This is a genomic window from Pseudoxanthomonas sp. SORGH_AS_0997 (assembly GCF_031453535.1).
In the GTDB taxonomy this organism is placed as follows: domain Bacteria; phylum Pseudomonadota; class Gammaproteobacteria; order Xanthomonadales; family Xanthomonadaceae; genus Pseudoxanthomonas_A; species Pseudoxanthomonas_A winnipegensis.
In genome coordinates this window covers 569,026-587,284 of the sequence record NZ_JAVIZI010000001.1, presented here as the reverse complement: position 1 = coordinate 587,284, position 18,259 = coordinate 569,026, and the positions used below count along the sequence as shown (strand labels likewise).

The window sequence follows — 18,259 nt, the reverse complement described above, 5'->3', positions numbered from 1 at the left end:
CGGACCGATCAGGCCTCCAGGCCGATCGGGCAGCTCACGCCGGTGCCGCCCAGGCCGCAATAGCCGGCCGGGTTCTTGGCCAGGTACTGCTGGTGGTAGTCCTCGGCGTAGTAGAACGGCGGCGCCGGGTAGACGATCTCGGTGGTGATCTGGTCGTAGCCGGCCTCGCCCAGGCGTTGCTGGTAGGCGTCGCGGCTGGCCAGCGCGGCGGCGTACTGGGACTGGGTTTCGCAGTAAATGGCCGAGCGGTACTCGGTGCCGCGGTCGTTGCCCTGGCGCATGCCCTGGGTGGGGTCGTGGTTCTCCCAGAAGGTGCGCAGCACCTCGTCCAGCGACACCTTGGCCGGGTCGAACACCACCCGCACGACCTCGGCGTGGCCGGTCATGCCGGTGCAGCTTTCCTCGTAGGTCGGGTTGGGCGTGAAGCCGCCCTGATAGCCCACCGCCGTGGTGACCACGCCCGGCAGCTGCCAGAACTTGCGTTCGGCGCCCCAGAAGCAGCCCATGCCGAAGCCGATCGTCTCCATGCCCGGGAACTCGCCCTGGAGCGGCTGGCCGTTGACGAAATGCACATTGCGCAGCGGCAGCGGGGTCTGACGGCCCGGCAGCGCTTCTTCCGCGCGCGGCAGGCGCTGCTTGAACGCGCCGATGCCGAGGCGGCTGGTGAGGGACTCGAGCATGGGAAACCTCCTTGCGACGATGTGGATGGCGGGCGGCGCGGGGCCTGTCTTCGTTCTCCGGGCGCGCCTGGACGCCGCGCGGATGGCCGGCGCTAGGCCGGCAGCAGGTCGGGAGCGTCCAGATCCGCACAGATGGGGGCGGACGGGGGGTCGAGCAAGCCCGCCGCCTGCAGCGCATCGCGCGCCTGCGGCAGGGCCACGTCGGGCACGCACACGCGCAGCACGCCGAACAGCGGCAGTTCGCCGCCGGCGCCCAGCAGCGATTCGCCGAAGACGAAGGCCGGGATGCCCGCGTCCTCCAGCGCATGCCGCGCCAGATGGGCATCGAACAGGTTGTCGGCGCGATAGGCCACTTGCATGCGGACCTCCAGCAAGGCGGGAATGGCCGCGAGCATACGCCCGGCGTGGCGGATGGCCTGTCGATGTGCCGCTCTGTCTCCTCAAACCTCGCAGCGGCCTACCTGTAGAGCGGAGCTTGCTCCGCTGCTTTTCGTTCGGTTCGCGGGGACGGCCCCAGCGGAGCAAGCTCCGCTCTACAGGTAGGAGGTAGGAGCCGCCATGGCGGCGATGGGGCCTTACCGGGAGTCCCCAAGCCGTCTGGGTAGAGCCCTATCGCCGCCATGGCGGCTCCCACCGAGCTCCTACCAAGCTCCTAGCGAGCCTCCACCGAGTTCCTACAGCGCTCGAACAAGGCTTCGACTGCGGCGCCTATCCGGGCGCGCAGCGCGAGACTTCGGGCGGAGGGCCTGCGGCCGCTTGGGCTAGACTTCGCGTTTAGATCTCGTCTTGCCGCTGCCCATGTCCGATACGCCTGCCGCTTCCGCCGATTCCGCGCCCGAAACCCGCGCCCCCGACGCCCAGGCGCCGGCGGAGAAGCGCGATTTCATCCGCCAGATCGTGCGCGAGGACCTGGCCCAGGGCCGCCATCAGGGCGTGCGCACGCGCTTCCCGCCCGAGCCCAACGGCTATCTGCACATCGGCCACGCCAAGGCGATCTGCCTGGACTTCGGCGTGGCGGCCGAGTTCGGCGGGGTGTGCAACCTGCGCCTGGACGACACCAATCCGGCCAAGGAAGACCCCGAGTTCGTCGCCGCCATCCAGGACGACGTGCGCTGGCTGGGCTTCGACTGGGCCAACCTGCGCCATGCCTCGGACTACTTCGACGTGCTCTATCTGGCCGCCGAGAAGCTGGTCAAGCAGGGCGATGCGTTCGTCTGCGACCTCAGCGCCGAGCAGGTGCGCGAGTACCGCGGCACGCTGACCGAGCCGGGCCGCAACTCGCCCTGGCGCGAGCGCAGCGTGGAGGAGAACCTGGACCTGCTGCGCCGCATGCGCGCCGGCGAGTTCCCCGACGGCGCGCGCACGCTGCGCGCCAAGATCGACATGGCCAGCGGCAACATCAACCTGCGCGACCCGGCGCTCTACCGGATCAAGCACGTCGAGCACCAGAACACCGGCAACGCCTGGCCGATCTACCCCATGTACGACTTCGCCCATTCGCTCAGCGATGCGGTGGAAGGCATCACCCATTCGCTGTGCACGCTGGAGTTCGAGGACCATCGCCCGCTGTACGACTGGTGCGTGGAGAAGGTCGACCTGGTCGGCCACCCCGAGCTGCTGCAGCCGCTGCTGGACAAGGGCTTCCCCAGGGAAGCCGACCGGCCGCGCCAGATCGAGTTCTCGCGCCTGAACATCAACTACACGGTGATGAGCAAGCGCAAGCTGACCACGCTGGTCACCGAGGGCCTGGTCGAAGGCTGGGACGATCCGCGCATGTACACGCTGCAGGGCCTGCGCCGCCGCGGCTACACCCCGGCGAGCCTGCGCCTGCTGGTCGATCGCGTGGGCATCTCCAAGCAGAACTCGGTGATCGATTTCTCGGTGCTGGAAGGCTGCCTGCGCGACGACCTGGACGCCAGCGCGCCGCGGCGCATGGCGGTGATCGACCCGCTCAAGCTGGTGCTGACCAACCTGCCCGAGGACCACGCCGAGTCGCTGACCTTCGCCAACCACCCCAAGGACGAGGCCGCCGGCACGCGCCAGGTGCCGTTCTCGCGCGAGCTGTGGATCGAGCGCGAGGACTTCGCCGAGGTGCCCCCCAAGGGCTGGAAGCGCCTGGTGCCCGGCGGCGAAGTGCGCCTGCGCGGCGCCGGCATCATCAAGTGCGAAGAGGTCATCAAGGACGGCGATGGCCGGATCGTCGCGCTGCACGGCACGCTCGATCCCGAGTCGCGCCCGGGCATGGAAGGCGCCAACCGCAAGATCAAGGGCACGATCCACTGGGTCGATGCCAAGGCGGGCGTGGCGGCGGAAATCCGGCTGTTCGATCGCCTGTTCTCGGTGGCCAAGCCGGACGACGAGAGCGAGGGCAAGACCTACCGCGACTACCTCAACCCCGAGTCCAAGCGCGTGGTCGCCGGCTTCGTGGAGCCGGCCGCGGCCCAGGCCGCGCCGGAGCAGTCGTTCCAGTTCGAGCGCACCGGCTACTTCGTCGCCGACCGCCGCGACCACACCGCGGACAAGCCGGTGTTCAACCGCAGCGTGACCCTGCGCGACACCTGGGCGGCGCAGGCGTGATGCGTTCCTGGCGCGCCCTGCTCGCCCCGCTGCTGGCCGCCGTGCTGCTGGCCGGCTGCGCCGCGCCGGCCAATACCCAGGCCGTGCCGGCCAACCCCGCCCCGGCCCCGGCTCCCAGCACGCAGACCGGCTCGAACGCCACGCCCGCGCCTTCGCGCCCCCCCAGCACGCCGGCCAAGGTCCAGACCCAGTGCACCAGCGACGCGCAGTGCGTGGTCAAGAACATCGGCAGCTGCTGCGGCGAACTGCCGGCCTGCGTCAATGTGGACAGCCCCACCGACCCGGCCGCGGTCCAGGCGCAGTGCCAGGCCAGCGGCCGCATGGGCATCTGCGGCTTCCGCCCGATCAGCGCCTGCCAGTGCCAGGCCGGCACCTGCCAGCCGGCGGGCGACGGCGCCGGTAGCCTGAATTCTCCTTCCCCCGCACCGCTGCAGATCCGCTGATGCTTTACGCCCAGGTCCATCTCACCCTGCCCGCCTGGGTCCACGACGCCGTGGACCTGGGTCACGCCTACGCCAGCGATGCCGACAAGGTGGCGCTGGCCATCACCCTGTCGCGGCTGAACGTCGAGCACGCCAGCGGCGGCCCGTTCGGCGCGGTGGTGTTCGACGGCGACCGCATCGTCGCGGCCGGCGTCAACCGCGTGGTGCCGCACAACACCTCGCTGGCCCATGCCGAGAACATGGCCTACATGCTGGCCCAGCAGCGCACGCAGAGCTTCCGCCTCAACGCGGTGCTGTCCGGCCCGGTCGCGCTGGCCACCTCGGCCCAGCCCTGCTGCCAGTGCTTCGGCGCCACGGTGTGGGCCGGCATCGACCGGCTGCTGATCGGCGCGCGCGCCGAGGACGTCGAATCGCTGACCGACTTCGACGAAGGCCCGCTGCCGGCCGACTGGGTCGGCGAGCTGGGCAAGCGCGGCATCGAGGTCGTGCGCGACCTGCACCGCCACGACGCCCGCGCGGTGCTGGCCCACTACGGCCAGCACGGCCCGCAGTACTGAAGACCATCGCTTCGATGTCCGCGAACGCAGCCCCCGCCCGCGTCCGCCCGGCCGTGACGATCCGCCCCTTGACGGTGGCCGATGCGGCCGCGCTGAAGGCGTGTCGCGTGGCCGGGCTGGAGGAAACGCCCGAGGCCTTCCTGTCGACGGCCGCCGAGATCGAGGCCACGCCGGTGGCGCAGTTCGAGGCCGAACTGGCCGATGCCGACATCCGCTATGCCGGCGCCTTCGACGGCGAGCGGCTGGTGGGCTTCATGCGCACGGTGCGTTTCTCGCGGCGGGCGCGGCGCCACGTCGCCGAGGTCCGCAGCGTGGTGGTGCGCGCGTCGCATCGCCGCCAGGGCATCGCCGGCCGCCTGCTCTCGCAGCTGATCGCGCAGGCGCGCGACAGCGGCATCGAGACGCTGCTGCTGACCGTGGTCGCCGGCAACCTGCCGGCCCGCCGCCTGTACGAGCAGGCCGGCTTCGCCGTCTACGGGATCGAACCGTGCGCCGTGCGCCGGGACGGCGTGGATGAGGACCAGCTCCTGATGCGGCTGGCGCTGCAGGCGCCGGGCCCATGAGCGGCCACGCAACGGGCGGCTCGCAGCCGTGCGCACGCCGGAGGCAGGCATGAAGACCATCGGCCTGCTGTGCTACTGCCGCCAGGGCTTCGAGCCGGAGCTGGCGGCCGAGCTGACCCAGCGCGCGGCCGAGGCCGGGCTGGCCGGCTACGCCCGCACCCAGCGCAACGACGGCTATGCGGTCTTCGCCTGCGAGGACGCGGGGCTGGCCGAGGCCCTGCCCTGGCGCACGCTGGTGTTCGCGCGCCAGAAGCTGGCGCTGATCGCCGAGCTGCGCGGGCTGGACCCGGCCGACCGCATCACGCCGATGCTGGCCGCGCTGGACGGCCTGCCCCGGCTCGGCGATGTGTGGGTGGAGCACCCGGATTCGGACACGGCCAAGCCGCTGGCCGGGCTGGCGCGCAGCTTCGGCAACGCGCTGCGTCCGGCGCTGCGCAAGGCCGGCCTGCTCAGCCCTAAGGAAGACCCGCGGCTGCCGCGCCTGCACGTGTTGTTCGTCGCCGGCGATCACGCGCTGCTGGGCCTGGCTCAGCCAGGCGATGCCGCGCCCTGGCCGCTGGGCATCCCGCGCCTGCGCCTGCTGCCCGAGGCGCCGTCGCGCTCGGCGCTGAAGCTGGAGGAAGCCTTCCTGGCCCTGCTCGATGCCGACGAGCGCGCCGCGCTGCTGCGCGCCGGCATGCGCGCTGCCGACCTGGGCGCCGCCCCGGGCGGCTGGACCTGGGTGCTCACCCGCCAGCAGCTGCAGGTCACCAGCATCGACAACGGCCCGCTGCGCCAGCACGTGCTCGACACCGGCCTGGTCACCCATCTGCGCGCCGACGGCTTCCACTGGAAGCCCGCCCAGCCGCTGGACTGGATGGTCTGCGACATGGTCGAGCAGCCGCGCCGCGTGGCCGAGCGCATGGCCACCTGGCTGCGCGAGGGCTGGTGCCGGCACAGCGTGTTCAACCTCAAGCTGCCGATGAAGAAGCGCTGGGACGAGACCGTGCTGTGCCTGGAGATCCTGCGCACCCAGTCCGGTGGCTTGCGCACCCTGCGCGCCAAGCAGCTGTATCACGACCGTGAGGAGATCACGGTGTTCGCCTCCAAGGGCGAGAAGTGAGCACCGCGCTGTAGCGGTAGGCGACGACGCTTGGGCGCGTGGCTTGACGCATTGCCCACTTCGCTCAACCCGTGATCGCCAGCCCTGACGGTCTCAGCCGCTGCAATCGCCCCATGCGATGCTGACCTCCGTCAAAGGGAGGGCCGTGCCATGCAACCGATCCAGCTCAAGGACCCGGCCGGGTTCGCCGAGGAGTTCCTGCGCCTGTCGCTGATGCAGGGCTTCGGGTCGCTGAACAAGCGCGACCTGGAACTGCTGACCTTCGTGCTGCTCGAGCGCGATGGCGCGATCCCGCGCGACAGCTCAAACGCCGCCGCCGCGCTGCAGCTGCGCATCACTGCCACGCGGGTCAAGAGCCTGCGCCGCGACGGCTATGCGCGCTGGCGCGCCCTGGTGCCCGAGGAACCCGACGCGGCCCTGCAGCGGATCGTGGCCACGGTGCTGACCGAGGACAACCTGCGCTCGGGCGCCAAGCACGTCAGCGAGCGCGCCAAGAAGGAGGGCTTCCTCGCCATCCGCGTCGAGCATCCCGACGATGCGCAGCAGTTCGAACAGGCCATCCTCGACGTCGGCGCGCTGCCGGTGTACGAGCGCAACCGCGAGGTGGTGGCGGTGCGCTTCGACACGCTGCTGAAGATCGCCGAGAAGTGGGGCTATCTGCAGCCCGACCCGGCCGCGATCACGCGCGAGCTGAAGAAGCTGCAGCCGACCGCGGCTGAGGTGGCCGACCTGCTGCAGAAGGACGTCACCAAGCTGCGCTGGGTCGATGCCCGCAACGCGCTCAACAGCCTGGGCGCCAAGGCCATCGCCTCCACCGCCGAGGGCGGGTTGAAGGGACTGCTGAAGCTGGTGTTCCCCTTCCTGCCGTAATTGCAGCGGACGGCAGATGCCAACACCTGTAGAGCGGAGCTCGCTCCGCTGAGGCTCTCCAAGCGACCTGGCCGAAGAACAGCGGAGCAAGCTCCGCTCTACGAACAGCAACGCCGCGTCAGAGCCCCGCCGCGCCCCGCAACGCGCTCAACGGTTCGGCGCCGACGCCATCGCCCCCACCACCGAGGGCGGGTTGAAGGAACTGCCTGTAGAGCGGAGCTCGCTCCGCTGAGGCTCTCCAAGCGACCTGGCCGAAAAACAGCGGAGCAAGCTCCGCTCTACCAACAGCAGCGCCGCGTCATAGCCCCGCCGCGCGGCGCCACAGCAGGTCGGTCAGCGGCGGCAGCCTGCCGGCCAGACCGAGCAGCGGGCCGCGCGCCAGGGTGGTATGCAGCTCGTCGGTGGAGAACAGGCGGTTGATGCCGTCGAAGGTGTAGGCGGCCACGGCGTTCTCGCTCAGGCGCGTGCGCGCCCAGCGCTGCAGCCGGTGCGCGCCGTCCCACGGCGCCTGCCGCGCCTGGGCCTGGGCCACGTTGTCCAGCAAGCCGGCCACATCGCGCAGTCCCAGGTTGACGCCCTGCCCGGCCAGAGGATGCACCGCGTGCGCGGCGTCGCCGACCAGCAGCAGGCGGCCCTCGACGTACTGACGCGCCAGCTGCAGCCGCAGCGGGAAGGCCGCGCGCGGCGAATCGACCACCATCTCGCCCAGCCGCCCGGCGAAGGCCTGGGTGAGCTCGCGCGAGAACGCGTCCTCCTCCAGCGCCAGCACGCGCGCGGCCTCGGCCTGCGGCAAGGTCCACACGATCGAACTGCGTCCCTGGGTGCAGGGCAGCACGGCCAGCGGCCCGGTCGGCAGGAAGCGCTGCCAGGCGGTGTCCTCGTGCGGGCGTTCGGTGCGGATGTAGCCGACCACGCCGCGCTGGCGATAGTCGTGGCCCTGCGTGCCCAGCCCGGCCAGCTCGCGCAAGGTGGAGGCCGCGCCGTCGGCGGCGATCACCAGCCGGGCCTCCAGCCGCGCGCCGTCGTCCAGGGTCAGGCGCACGCCGGCCGCGTCCTGTTCCATCGCCTCCACCCGCGCCGGGCAGCGCAGCTGCACGCCGGCCGCGGGCAGCGCGGCCCACAGGCGATCGGCCAGCAGGCCGTGCTCGATCAGCCAGCCCAGCTCGCGTCGGCCCAGGCGGTCGGCGTCGAACATCAGCTCGCCGCCGCCGGCCGCATCCCACACGCGCATGCGGCGGTACGGCTGGGCACGCGCGCGGCGCACCGCGTCCCAGACGCCCAGGCGCTGCAGCAGGGCCGCGTTGTCCGGGGCGAAGGCGTAGACGCGCAGGTCCGGCGCCTGCGCCGACCACGGTGTCGGCGCCTGGCCTTCGATCAGCACCACCTCCAGCCCGCGCTGGGCCAGGCCCAACGCGCAGGCCGCGCCGACCACGCCGCCGCCGACCACGATCACATCGCTGCGGGCGCGCCGACTCATGGCGCCGCCTCCCGACACAGCGCCGGCACGTCGCCGGCGAAGCCCATCGCCCCGCCGACCAGCATCGACTGCAGGCTCGGCATCCGGTCGATGGCCAGCAGCCCGGCGCTGCGCAGCGGCCGCAGCAGCGGCGCCGCATTGCTGGTCAGCCGCGCCAGGCCATCGGAGAAGCGCAGCGTGCGCTCGCGGTCCGGACCGCGCCGCGCGGCGTAGTCGGCCAGCAGCGCGTCCTCGCCCGGGTCGTCGCCGGCGGCGATCAGCTCGGCCAGGGTCAGCGCATCGCGCAGGCCCAGGTTGAAGCCCTGCGCGCCGAGCGGATGGATGGTCTGCGCGGCATTGCCCAGCAGCACGGCGCGCGGCGCGACGGTGCGCTGGGCCAGTACGCGTACGATCGGATAGCCGCTGCGCGGCCCGCTGGCGATGAAGCGCCCGGCGCGCCAGCCGAACACCGCCTGCACCCGCGCCAGCCACGCCGCCTCGTCCAGCGCTGCGACCGCCTCGGCATCGTCTTCGCGCACCGCATGGATCAGCCCGTAATGGCGATCGCCGCGCGGCAGCAGCGCGGTCGGGCCATCGTCGGTCAGCCGCTCCCAGGCGCTGCCGTCCGGGGCGCGGCTGGTGCGCACACGCGCCACGAACAGGCGCTGGCCGTAATCGTGGCGCTGCGCCTCGATGCCCAGCGCGTCGCGCACACTGCTGGCGCTGCCATCGGCGCCGACCAGCAGCGGCGTGCGCAGCTCCTGCTCGCCCGCGTCGGTGGCGATACGCACCCGGCGCAGGCCGTCGGCCAGGCCGGCCAGCGCAACGAAGCGCGCCGGCCGGTAGCGGGTCACATGCGAACAGGCGTCCAGCGTCTCTTCCAACGCCTGGCCGAAGTCGCGCGCGACCACCACCTGGCCGAAGGCCTCGCGCCCGTAATCGGCCGCCTCCAGCAGCACGCGGCCGAAATCGCCGCGGCGGCTGACGTGGATGCGCCGGATCGCGCCGGTGGGCGCGTGCAGCCGGGACATCACGCCCAGCGCGGTCAGCGCATTGACCGTGGCCGCGGCGAAGCTGAGATTGCGCTCGTCGAACACCGCCGGCATCTGTCCCGACGGCGTCGCCTCGATCAGGGCGACATCGCGCCCCAGCCGGTCCAGCGCGATCGCCAGACTGGCCCCGACCAGGCCGCCGCCGACGATCACCACATCATGTCGTGCACTCATGTCGCCATGATACGACCTGACCCATCCGGGCTTGTGGTGAACCGTTTACCAGCAGTTGGCGACGGTGTCGCCGGAGGCGGTCTTGACGTTGGCCTGGTTGATGCTCAGCGCGCCACAGCTGTCCGCCGCCTGGACCGGCGTGGGCGTGGCGGTGAGCGTGAAAGTACTGGCGCCCTGACCGGACAGCACCAAGGTGTAGCGCGGGCTGGTGGCCTCGCGCGGCGAAGCGTTGTTCGGCAGGGCGAAGCCGAGATAGGTGTTGTTGGCGGTATGGAAGCGCTCGGCCAGGCCGGCATACTCGGCCAGATCCGCCTTGGCCTGCGCCCGGTAGCTGCGCAGCACGTAGCGCGTATAGGACGGATAGGCGATCGCCGCCAGGATGGCGACCACCGCCACCACGATCATCAGCTCCACCAGGGTGAAGCCGCGCACGCTATCGTGCTTGCTGGACATCCTCATTGCGCCTCTCTTCCCGGGTTATTTGAGCTGACGCCAGGACTGGCGCCCGCACGGCACGCTGCCGTACAGGCCGGTGACGCTGCCGTTGGCGATGCCGGCGACCGTGCACTGGCCGGTCTGCTGCGTGCCCGCGCTTTCCACGCCGCGCAGCCAACCCAGCGACAGCACCGGCGCGGTCGAGGTGGCCGTGGCCGAGGTGTTGGAGGACGCGCTGGCGCTGACCGCGCCGCAGCTGGCGGTGCAGATCGCGTTGCCGTTGGCATCGGTCAGTCCCGACATCGCGCCGCCGCCGGTCAGCACGCCCAGCCCGTACAGCCAGTTCTCGCCGCCACCCGAGCAGTTATTGCCTACCGTGGGCGTATAGGTGGCGAAATACACCACGCCGCTGAGCAGATAAGGCGTGCCGATGAAGCGCTCGCCCTGCGCATCCGAGCCGACCTCCAGGTCCACATACCAGCCGCGGCTGTTGGCGTAGTTGACCGGGTTGCTCGATACCGCGCGCGCGGCGTAGTTGGACGAGGGCGAGCTGGTCGCGGTGACGCTCTGCCCGACCAGCGCCGAGCGGCCGCCGACCGGCGTGCCCAGGTTGTCCTGGATGCCGTACAGGCTCTGCACGCTGACGCTGGAGGCATCGCCGTTGACGAAGTAGCGGCCGGTGCCGAAGTACACCATGACCCCGCCGGCGCCGGAGGCGGCCTCCTTCAGCAGCAGATGGCCGGTGATCGGCTGCTCGTTGCCGTTCGCGTCGACGGCGCTGAACAGCGGTTTGCCGCCGAAGCCCACCGACCAGGCGGACGGATCGGTGGCACTGAGGTCGAACTTCCACACGTTGCCGCGCAGGTCGCCGGCATAGACGGTGTCGGCCAGGCCCTGGCCGTTGCCCAGTGCGGCCACCGCCACGTTGACGATGCCGTTCTTGCCCAGGTACGCGCCCGCGGTCGGGGCCAGCCTGCTGATCACCTGGCCGGTGCCGACATCGACCACGTACAGCACCGGGTTGCCGTTCACCGAATTGGCGCCGTTGCCGAAGATCGCCACGAAGCGCACGCCGCTGCTGGTTTTGACCGGCACCACCACGGCCGACCCGAGCACCTGGCCCAGATTGGCATCGTTCTGGCCGGACAGCTCCCACAGCACGCTGGCCGCGCTGACCGCCGTGGGATCGGTGACGTCCAGCGCGAACACCGAGCCCTGCGGCAGCGTGCCGGCGTTGGTCTCGCTGGCACCGCCCGCGCCGGTCGACCCGATCGCCACGGTGCGCCAGGCGCCGCCGTAGTAGGCATCGCCCACCGACACCGGCCCGTCGACGTAATAGCGATGCTGGAAGCCGCTGGTGGCGTTGGTGGTGCTGGTTACCGGGTCGGCCAGTTCGCCCAGATGCTGGCGTGCGCTGTAGGGCACGAAGCCGAACAGCTCATTGCCGCCGTTGCCGGTGCTGGCGTCGAAGCCGTGCAGCATGCCGTCGTTGGCCCCCACGTAAACGGCCGGCGTGCGGCCGGCCTTCCTGGTCAGGAAGGCCTTGTAGCTGGTGGCCAGGCCGGTCAGGCCCGTGGCCGAGCCCCAGGCCGCGCCATAGCCGTAGTCGTCGGTCGGCAGCGAGACTACCGGGCCGGAATTGACGATGTCGCCCAGCCGCGAGGAACGCGTGCGCAGCGTGCTGTTGCTCTGCCCCTTCAGATACGCCAGCAGGCTGTCGACCGTGGTGCTGCCCAGCCAGGCCTGGGTATCGCTGTCGCCGGTGTTCAGGCCCAGGGCCGCCATCTGCGCGGTCCGCGAGCCGCCGGGGATGTTGGTCGAGACCAGCGCGCCGGTCTTGACCGCCATGCTGACGCTGCCATCGCCCCGGATCAGGGTCGGCGCGATCGCGGTGAAGAGGTTGCGGCTGGTGTCCGGGCTGGCGACGGCGTCGAGCTTGTTGGCCGCCGACCACAGCCGGGCCTTGGTCTGCAGCGAGGTGGCGATGACATCGCCGGTCCAGTCGTTGTCGCTGCCCGCCGCGAACGAGGCATAGACCGAGAACGCGCTGCTGTCGATGCTGCTGCTGGACGAATTGCCGGACACCGCCACCGCGCTGCTGGCGGCCGAATCGAAGATCTGCTGCAGGCGCGTCTTGAGCTTGGTCGGATCGCGCGCCAGGAAGTAACCATCCGGCGTGCCGCTGGTGGCGCTGTCCCATTCGCCCGCGTCGGGCTTGCCGTTGCCGTTGCGGTCGGTGAAGTTGCCGTACTTGGCCGCGAACCACAGCGGGTTCTGCAGCACGCCGGTATTGCCGCTGCCGGTATTGAACAGATAGACCTTGGGCCGGCTCCACCGGCCGTACTGCGCGCTGGTGGCGGTCAGGTAGGAGCCATCGTTGCTGCCCGGGCGCAGCAGATCGCGGTAGGTGCCGTCGGCCCCGGAGCCGGTCACGGTGAAGCCGGAGAGCAGCGCGTTGCCCGCATAGGCCGACAGCAGCTCGACGCGCAGCATCATCTGGCCACCACCCACCGCCGGCTTGTCGCCGCTGCCGGTGCACAGGGTCGAATCCGAGCGCCAGCAGATGTCGTAGCCGGCATAGGTCGCATCGTTGACGCCGCCGGTGCTGGTGCAGGCGCTGCCCACGCAGAAACTGAGCATGGTGACCACGTCGTTGTCGTGGTCGTTGCCCCACAGCGAGTCCTCCCACACGATCTTGTAGCTGCCGGCGACCAGATTGCCGCTGCCGTCGTACTGCAGGTCGCGGCCATAGACATAGCGCGGCGAGACCTGTGAGGCGGTCTTGCCGGCGCCGATGTTGCCCAGCGTGCAGGTGCGCCAGCCGCTGCTGGTCGCGGTGGCCGAGCCATTGTTGTTGGCCTGGCACACCGGCGAGATGGTGATGAAGGAGCCGCCGACCGGAATCCTGAAGGTGGGCAGGCTCTCGGCCATCTGCACCGCGTAGGTGCGCACCACGTTCTTGTAGCTGGCGGTCTTGCCGTTGCTGCCCACCAGGTCCGGACGCAGGTCGGTGGTGGCCGCCTTGAAGGCCAGGCCGGCGATGCGGTAGCTGCCTTCGGTGGAAGGCGCATCCGGGCACAGGCCCAGCACCTTGCCCAGGCTGGTCACCGTCTGCGACTGGCAGTAGTCGGCATAGGTGTCCGCGGGTGCGCCCACCGCCAGCGTATTGGTGATGCGGCCGGCGAAATAGCTGCCGCCGGTGATGCCCTCGTCATCGCCCACGGTCTTGGTCGCCGAGTCCGCATCCAGGCTGAGGCTGCTGCTCCTGCCGGTGACGGTGGGGATCTCGTCGCTGTCGAACGAAGGCACCCCGGAGGACAGCACCAGGATGCTGCAGCTGGAACAGTAGGAATAGCCCAGCCCGTTGCCGGAGGCCGCGCCGTAGGGATCCTTCCAGGTCAGCCCCACCGGAATGCTGCGCGCGCTGTCGGCGCTGCTGTTGGTGCCGAAGGCCGCGGTCTTGCTGCCGCCGGCGATGTACTTGAGCGCCTCGCCGTACATCTCCGCCAGCGGATTGCCCCAGGCGCTGCAGGCGTAGCCGGAACTGTTGCCCGGGTCGTTCAGATAGCCGTTGCCTGCGCCGGCGGGATAGCCGTTGCGGTTGAGGATGCCGTAGGTGCCGCAGTCGTTCCAGACCGAGCCGGTCCAGCCGACCGTGCTGGCGCCGTTCTTGTAGCTGATCGTGAAGTTGTCCACCGCCTTGACGATGCCCTCGTCGCCGGCGGCGGTGCTGATCAGGTAGCAAAAGCGCCCGTTCTGGGTGTTGACCTCATCGCCGGTGGCGCAGGCGCTGGTACCGTTGCCGGCGAAGCGCCCGATGTTCCGGCGCAGCACGCCGCCGGCGCGCGGCTGGTCGTAGGTACCGCTGATCAGGCCGAAGCGCAGCTTGCCGCTCTCGCCGTACTGCTGCAGCAGCCCGGCAGGCCGGTAGTAGGTGTAGGTGCCGTCGCTGTAGCTGCGGCAGAACGACTCGCGCAGGCTGGCATCGCTGTTGTCGCACACGTCCACGCGGACGCTGAAATCCTGCTTCACGCTGCTCGGGTCGTCGGTAGTCGAGCCCACCGTGCACTGGCTGTTCGAGGTGGCCGCCCATTCGGTATAGCTGCCGGCGGCCGCGCGCATCAGCGGCGCCCCGCCGACCGACAGCGAGGCGTTGCAGAAGGACATGGTGGAGGTATACGGCGTGTACTGGCCGATGTCGCTGCCCGAATACACCTTCACCCAGGCATGCAGGTCGTTGGGCACATAGGACCGCTCGAGGATGGTCTGGTAGGCGCCCTTGCTGCCGACCGTGTCGGTGCTGCGCTTGCCGCCGTACAGCACATAGCGCAGCAGGTCCAGCCGGCTCATCGTGGCCCAGTTGAGGAAGTTGCCCGACCAGGTCCCCGCGCACTGGTGCGCATTGGCCCCGCTGGCCGCGGCGGCCGCCTTGAACACCGAGCCGGTGTAGGCGTAGCAGAGATTGGGATCGAAGTAGCCGGAATAGCTGAAGGTGTCGGTATAGGTGGTGTCGATCCGCCCGTCGCCATCCAGGTCGGTGTAATCCGAGTAGGCGCGGTTGAACAGCTGCTCGTCGCGCGACATCACCATCATCATCAGCGGCGGCTCGCTGTCGCCCAGATACATCGGACTCTGCGACATGGCGAAGTCGCTGGTGGACGCCAGCAGCGGCATGAACACCATCAGCAGCAATGCGATCGCGGCCACGGCGCGCAACAGCCGCAGCGGAGCGCGGGCGGGCAGGTCCGGGGAGGTCATGGGATGTAGATCGTCTGGACGACCGCGGTCGCGGCCGGGCTGGAGGGCGTGTCGACGGCCAGCGAGGTGATCTCGTAGGCACTGCCGACCGAGCTTGCGTCGAGCGTGGCCCCCAGGTTGCTCGAGGTGCCGGTGGTGGCGTCGCAGACCAGGCGACGCACGTACACCGCATTGGCGGCGCCCTGCGTGCGCGACCACGCCAGGGCATCGAAGGTGCAGGCCGTGCTGTCCTTGGTCACGGAGAGGGCCGAGGCCTTCAGCGCGGCCTCCTTCTGCCTGGCCTGCGCCTCGGCGTTCTGGAAGGCCAGATCGGACTGGCGGTAGTTGGAGGCCATCTTTTCCTGCATCGAGGCCACCGTCATGCCGCTCAGCCCCAGCAGGGCCAGCAGCAACAGCATGACCAGGGCGACATACAGGATCGCGCCGGCCTGCCGGCCCGGCGTGCGCGGCGCACGGAGCTTGCGCTCAGTTTCCATAGAGGCGGTTCCGCAACGTGACGGTGGACTGGTAGACCGAGCGCGCGCGCGCATCGTCCGGCGTGATGAAGGTGACGCCCTGGGTGGTCAGGCGGTTGTCGGCCGTGGCCTGGGTGGCCGACGCAGGTTCCGGGCTGGCCATCACCAGCCCGATCTGCACACTGACCACCCGGCGCCAGGCCTTCTCCGGATCGCCCATCGAGGCATCGACCTGGGCCGAGGTCAGCAGTTGGGTCACCGCGCCGCTGGGCGTGGTGCCGGAGGCCTGATCCTGACCGTAGAGCAGCTGCATGTTCTCCACGCCTTCGACCAGTTCCTCGGACTGGGTGGTCAGCGCGCCGCCCGGCGCGGCCGTGAAGCGGACCCGATACAGGGAGGGACGCTGGGTCTGGCTGTTGAGGCCGACGTAGTACACCTCGCTCTCGGCGCGATACAGCTCGGCCCCCTGCGGGAACTTGAAGTTGACGTTGGCCAGGCCGGCATTGAGCGCCGTCGCCCCGACCGACACGCTCGCCGCCGGAGACACGGCGGCGGCCTGGAAGACGATGGCGTTGTCGCAGGTGGTGATGCCGAACAGGCCGGGCGCTGCGATGCCGCCCTTGAACAGCGTCCAGTCCGCGGCGCTGGGCGAGATGGCGAACGTGGGGGTCGCGCCGTTGACCGCCGTGGCGATGGGCAGGCCCTGCCCTTCCAGATAGCGCAGCACCAGGATGTCGCTGCCGGCGACGCGGTTGGTCAAGGCGGCGGCGATCTGCGCGGGCAGCGCCGGGGTGAAGCTGCCGCCCACGGTGGGGGTGCTGCTCAGGGTCACCGTGGTCCCCGGCGTGGTCCCGTTCGCCCCATAGCCGCGCACGGCGAAGTTGAACTGCAGCGCGGCGTCGGCGCCGGCGCCGAAGGTGGTGCGCGTGGTCAGCAGCGAGGATCCGTCGCGGGTCAGGATGGTGTCGCTGCTGCAGCCCATGTGCCCGGCCATGCGCAGGTCCCGGCTCAGGTAGTCCATGGCGAAGCGCCCGCCCTCCTGCAGGCGCGCCTGCGCCTTGGCCAGGCGATAGGCGTTGCTGGAGGCCGAGAAGACCTGCACCACGCCCAGCAGCAGCAGCAAGCCGATCAGCAGGGCGATCATCAGCTCGATCAGCGACAGGCCCGCCTGCCTGGAGCGGGATGTCCGGCGAAGGCGGCTCATAGCGTCGTGCTCGTGCTGAAGACCTGCTGGCCAGTCGAGGCGGCGTTGCCGCGATCGTCGGTCCAGCTGATCGACACCGTCAGCGTCGTCGCATCGCCGCTGGGCGTCTGGGTGACAGTGGCCGAGGCATCGGCCCCGAGCGCGCGACCCAGCTGGCATTGCCAGAGCGTCTTGAAGGTCGCCGCAGTCATCGCGCCGGTCGCCAGCGCGCAGGCGCTGGCGTCGGCGGTCCCGGTATACGTGGTGGCGTAGGCCGCGACGGATTTGCGATCCGCGCGCACCTGGTCCAGCAAGGTGTCGGCCAGCTGCGTGGCCTTGGTGCGGTAGTTGGCGCTCTCGGTGTAGCGCACGTTGACCACCTGCAGCATCGCGAAGCCGAGCAGCCCGACCGCCAGCACCAGCAGGGCGATCAGGACCTCCAGCAGGGTGAAGCCACCCTGGTTTCGAGCGTGGGCACTCACCGGATAGGTCACAGCCTTCACGAGCAGGCTCCCGAGACCACCTTCACCGAGCCGGTCGCGGCCACGGTGATGTCGCGGCGCAGTCCCGTCGCGCCGCTCGCGCAGTCCACCGGCTGCAGGCTCAGCACCTGATCCACGCCGGAGGCGCGGCGCCCGCGCGAATCGAAGTTCACCACCGCCCCGCCGGTCCCGCTCAGCTGCAGCCGGTCGTTGCCGGCCTCGTAGCGCACCACCGGCTCGCCCGCGCTCAGGACGCCGTCGCCATTGGTGTCGTCCCACACCAGCCAGCCGCCGGACCAGCCGGCCGCGCAGCTGCTGCCGTCGGCGCTGGGACACAGCCCGGACGCCTGGATCGTGCGGATGGCCTCGGAGCGGGCCAGGGCCAGCCCCGCCACCAGCGAATTGGCCTGGGTCGTCAGCTGGGTCTGCTGGATGACCGACTTGAAACTGGGAAAGGCGATGGCCGCCAGGATGGCGAGCACCACCACCACGACCATCAGCTCGAGCAGGGTGAAGCCCGCGCTCCGGCCGCGCCATCCTCCCGCGCGCCAGGCCCTGGCCCCCCTTCCGAACCGTCCGCAAGCATCCACCGGCATGCCCCCTGCGCACGAGCCGGGCACCTCCACGGCTTGGCGAGCGCGGGCGCACGCTAATCCCGGCTAAGGCGCGGCCGATGTCCGTCTTTTACGGCATGTGTCGCCGGCACGCAGCGCGGGCAAGCAACGGCAGGAGCGCGCCCGCGACACCGATGAGCGGTCGGCGGCGCGCCGTGAACGGATGGCGCCCCCACGCCTGGGGACGCGCACGGTAGAATCGCCGTTCATGCACCAGACTGCCACCATGACCCCGCTCCCCACCCGTACCGGCCCGCGCGCGGCCATCCTGGCCTTGCTGGCCGCCGTGATGATCGCCACCCGCCTGCACCTGCCGGCGCTGTCCACGCACATCGGCGCGCTGCCCGACGCCTCCTGGGCGGTGTTCTTCATGGCCGGGTTCTACCTGCGCGGCTGGTCGCGCTGGGCCTTCCCGCTGTTCATGGCGCTGGCGGTGGGCGTGGACTACGCCGTCATCACCGGCCAGGGCCTGGAGTTCTGGAAGCACTACTGCGTCTCGCCGGCCTACTGGTGCCTGGTGCCGGCCTATCTGGCCCTGTGGCTCGGCGGCAGCCTGACCGCGCGCGCCGCCGTCCGCCTGCGCCAGGAGCGCACCCTCGGCGTGGCCGTGGTGGCGCTGGTGGCCTCGGTGGCGGTATGCCACCTGATCAGTCAGGGCAGCTTCTACTGGCTCAGCGACAGCGTGCCGCAGCCGGCGACGCTGGCCGGTTGGTGGAAGAACTACTCCGACTGGTTCTGGCCCTTCCTGCGCAGCACCGCCATCTACGTCGGCCTGGGCGTGATCGTCCATGTGGGCGTGCAGCAGGTCGTGCGCCTGGCCCGCCCGCAGGACCGCACCGCCGGCTGAAGCCGGCGCGC

17 protein-coding genes are annotated in these 18,259 nt (G+C 70.6%); 7 read left to right on the top strand and 10 right to left on the bottom strand.

Going from position 1 to position 18,259, the window contains the following annotated elements; genetic code table 11:
- Positions 1-8: 8 nt before the first annotated feature.
- Positions 9-680: a peptide-methionine (S)-S-oxide reductase MsrA gene (msrA, locus tag QE438_RS02740; RefSeq protein WP_306992734.1), complete on the bottom strand. Its 672-nt coding sequence runs from the start codon at positions 678-680 to the stop codon at positions 9-11.
- A gap of 92 nt (positions 681-772) precedes the next feature.
- Complete coding sequence (locus QE438_RS02735) at positions 773-1,039, bottom strand: DUF2007 domain-containing protein (RefSeq protein WP_306992736.1); 267 nt, start codon at positions 1,037-1,039, stop codon at positions 773-775.
- 439 nt (positions 1,040-1,478) lie between these two features.
- On the opposite strand from QE438_RS02735, the gene QE438_RS02730 reads away from it, so the two are divergent.
- From QE438_RS02730 to QE438_RS02705, 6 genes are all read left to right on the top strand, one after another.
- The gene (locus QE438_RS02730) at positions 1,479-3,257 is read left to right on the top strand and encodes a glutamine--tRNA ligase/YqeY domain fusion protein (protein WP_306992738.1); all 1,779 of its coding nucleotides are present in this window, start codon (positions 1,479-1,481) and stop codon (positions 3,255-3,257) included.
- Complete coding sequence (locus QE438_RS02725) at positions 3,257-3,700, top strand: hypothetical protein (RefSeq protein ID WP_306992740.1); 444 nt, start codon at positions 3,257-3,259, stop codon at positions 3,698-3,700. Before QE438_RS02730 ends, QE438_RS02725 begins: the two co-directional genes overlap by 1 nt.
- A complete protein-coding gene (locus tag QE438_RS02720; RefSeq protein ID WP_306992742.1) occupies positions 3,700-4,257 on the top strand; it encodes a nucleoside deaminase in 558 nt (185 codons plus the stop codon). Before QE438_RS02725 ends, QE438_RS02720 begins: the two co-directional genes overlap by 1 nt.
- Before the next feature lie 53 nt (positions 4,258-4,310).
- Positions 4,311-4,820, top strand: coding sequence for a GNAT family N-acetyltransferase (locus QE438_RS02715; RefSeq protein WP_306992744.1), 510 nt, complete (start codon positions 4,311-4,313; stop codon positions 4,818-4,820).
- Positions 4,821-4,869: 49 nt separating this feature from the next.
- Complete coding sequence (gene rlmM, locus QE438_RS02710) at positions 4,870-5,922, top strand: 23S rRNA (cytidine(2498)-2'-O)-methyltransferase RlmM (RefSeq protein WP_306992746.1); 1,053 nt, start codon at positions 4,870-4,872, stop codon at positions 5,920-5,922.
- 150 nt (positions 5,923-6,072) lie between these two features.
- Positions 6,073-6,792, top strand: coding sequence for a hypothetical protein (locus QE438_RS02705; protein WP_130534816.1), 720 nt, complete (start codon positions 6,073-6,075; stop codon positions 6,790-6,792).
- A 298-nt stretch (positions 6,793-7,090) separates the two neighbouring features.
- On the opposite strand, the gene QE438_RS02700 is transcribed toward QE438_RS02705, so the two are convergent.
- Genes QE438_RS02700 through QE438_RS02665 form a run of 8 tightly spaced genes read right to left on the bottom strand, consistent with a single transcriptional unit; the run spans position 7,091 to position 17,383 of the window.
- Positions 7,091-8,269 carry a UbiH/UbiF family hydroxylase gene (locus tag QE438_RS02700; protein WP_306992749.1) on the bottom strand — a complete coding sequence of 393 codons (1,179 nt, stop codon included), beginning with the start codon at positions 8,267-8,269 and terminating at the stop codon, positions 7,091-7,093.
- Positions 8,266-9,474 (bottom strand): 2-octaprenyl-6-methoxyphenyl hydroxylase, encoded by a 1,209-nt coding sequence (gene ubiH, locus QE438_RS02695; RefSeq protein WP_306992751.1) that lies wholly within the window; start codon positions 9,472-9,474, stop codon positions 8,266-8,268. The genes QE438_RS02700 and ubiH overlap by 4 nt, the downstream gene beginning before the upstream one ends.
- Positions 9,475-9,519: 45 nt before the next feature.
- Positions 9,520-9,933, bottom strand: a complete 414-nt coding sequence (locus QE438_RS02690; RefSeq protein WP_306992753.1) for a type IV pilin protein — start codon at positions 9,931-9,933, stop codon at positions 9,520-9,522.
- A gap of 18 nt (positions 9,934-9,951) precedes the next feature.
- Positions 9,952-14,667: a PilC/PilY family type IV pilus protein gene (locus tag QE438_RS02685; RefSeq protein WP_306992755.1), complete on the bottom strand. Its 4,716-nt coding sequence runs from the start codon at positions 14,665-14,667 to the stop codon at positions 9,952-9,954.
- Positions 14,664-15,143, bottom strand: a complete 480-nt coding sequence (locus tag QE438_RS02680) for a PilX N-terminal domain-containing pilus assembly protein (RefSeq protein WP_130519218.1) — start codon at positions 15,141-15,143, stop codon at positions 14,664-14,666. Before QE438_RS02680 ends, QE438_RS02685 begins: the two co-directional genes overlap by 4 nt.
- Complete coding sequence (locus QE438_RS02675; RefSeq protein WP_130519220.1) at positions 15,133-16,326, bottom strand: PilW family protein; 1,194 nt, start codon at positions 16,324-16,326, stop codon at positions 15,133-15,135. Before QE438_RS02675 ends, QE438_RS02680 begins: the two co-directional genes overlap by 11 nt.
- The gene (gene pilV / locus QE438_RS02670) at positions 16,323-16,808 is read right to left on the bottom strand and encodes a type IV pilus modification protein PilV (RefSeq protein ID WP_306992758.1); all 486 of its coding nucleotides are present in this window, start codon (positions 16,806-16,808) and stop codon (positions 16,323-16,325) included. Before pilV ends, QE438_RS02675 begins: the two co-directional genes overlap by 4 nt.
- Positions 16,805-17,383 (bottom strand): GspH/FimT family pseudopilin, encoded by a 579-nt coding sequence (locus tag QE438_RS02665; protein WP_306992760.1) that lies wholly within the window; start codon positions 17,381-17,383, stop codon positions 16,805-16,807. Before QE438_RS02665 ends, pilV begins: the two co-directional genes overlap by 4 nt.
- A 244-nt stretch (positions 17,384-17,627) precedes the next feature.
- On the opposite strand from QE438_RS02665, the gene QE438_RS02660 reads away from it, so the two are divergent.
- A complete protein-coding gene (locus tag QE438_RS02660; RefSeq protein ID WP_130529374.1) occupies positions 17,628-18,248 on the top strand; it encodes a hypothetical protein in 621 nt (206 codons plus the stop codon).
- Positions 18,249-18,259: the final 11 nt, after the last annotated feature.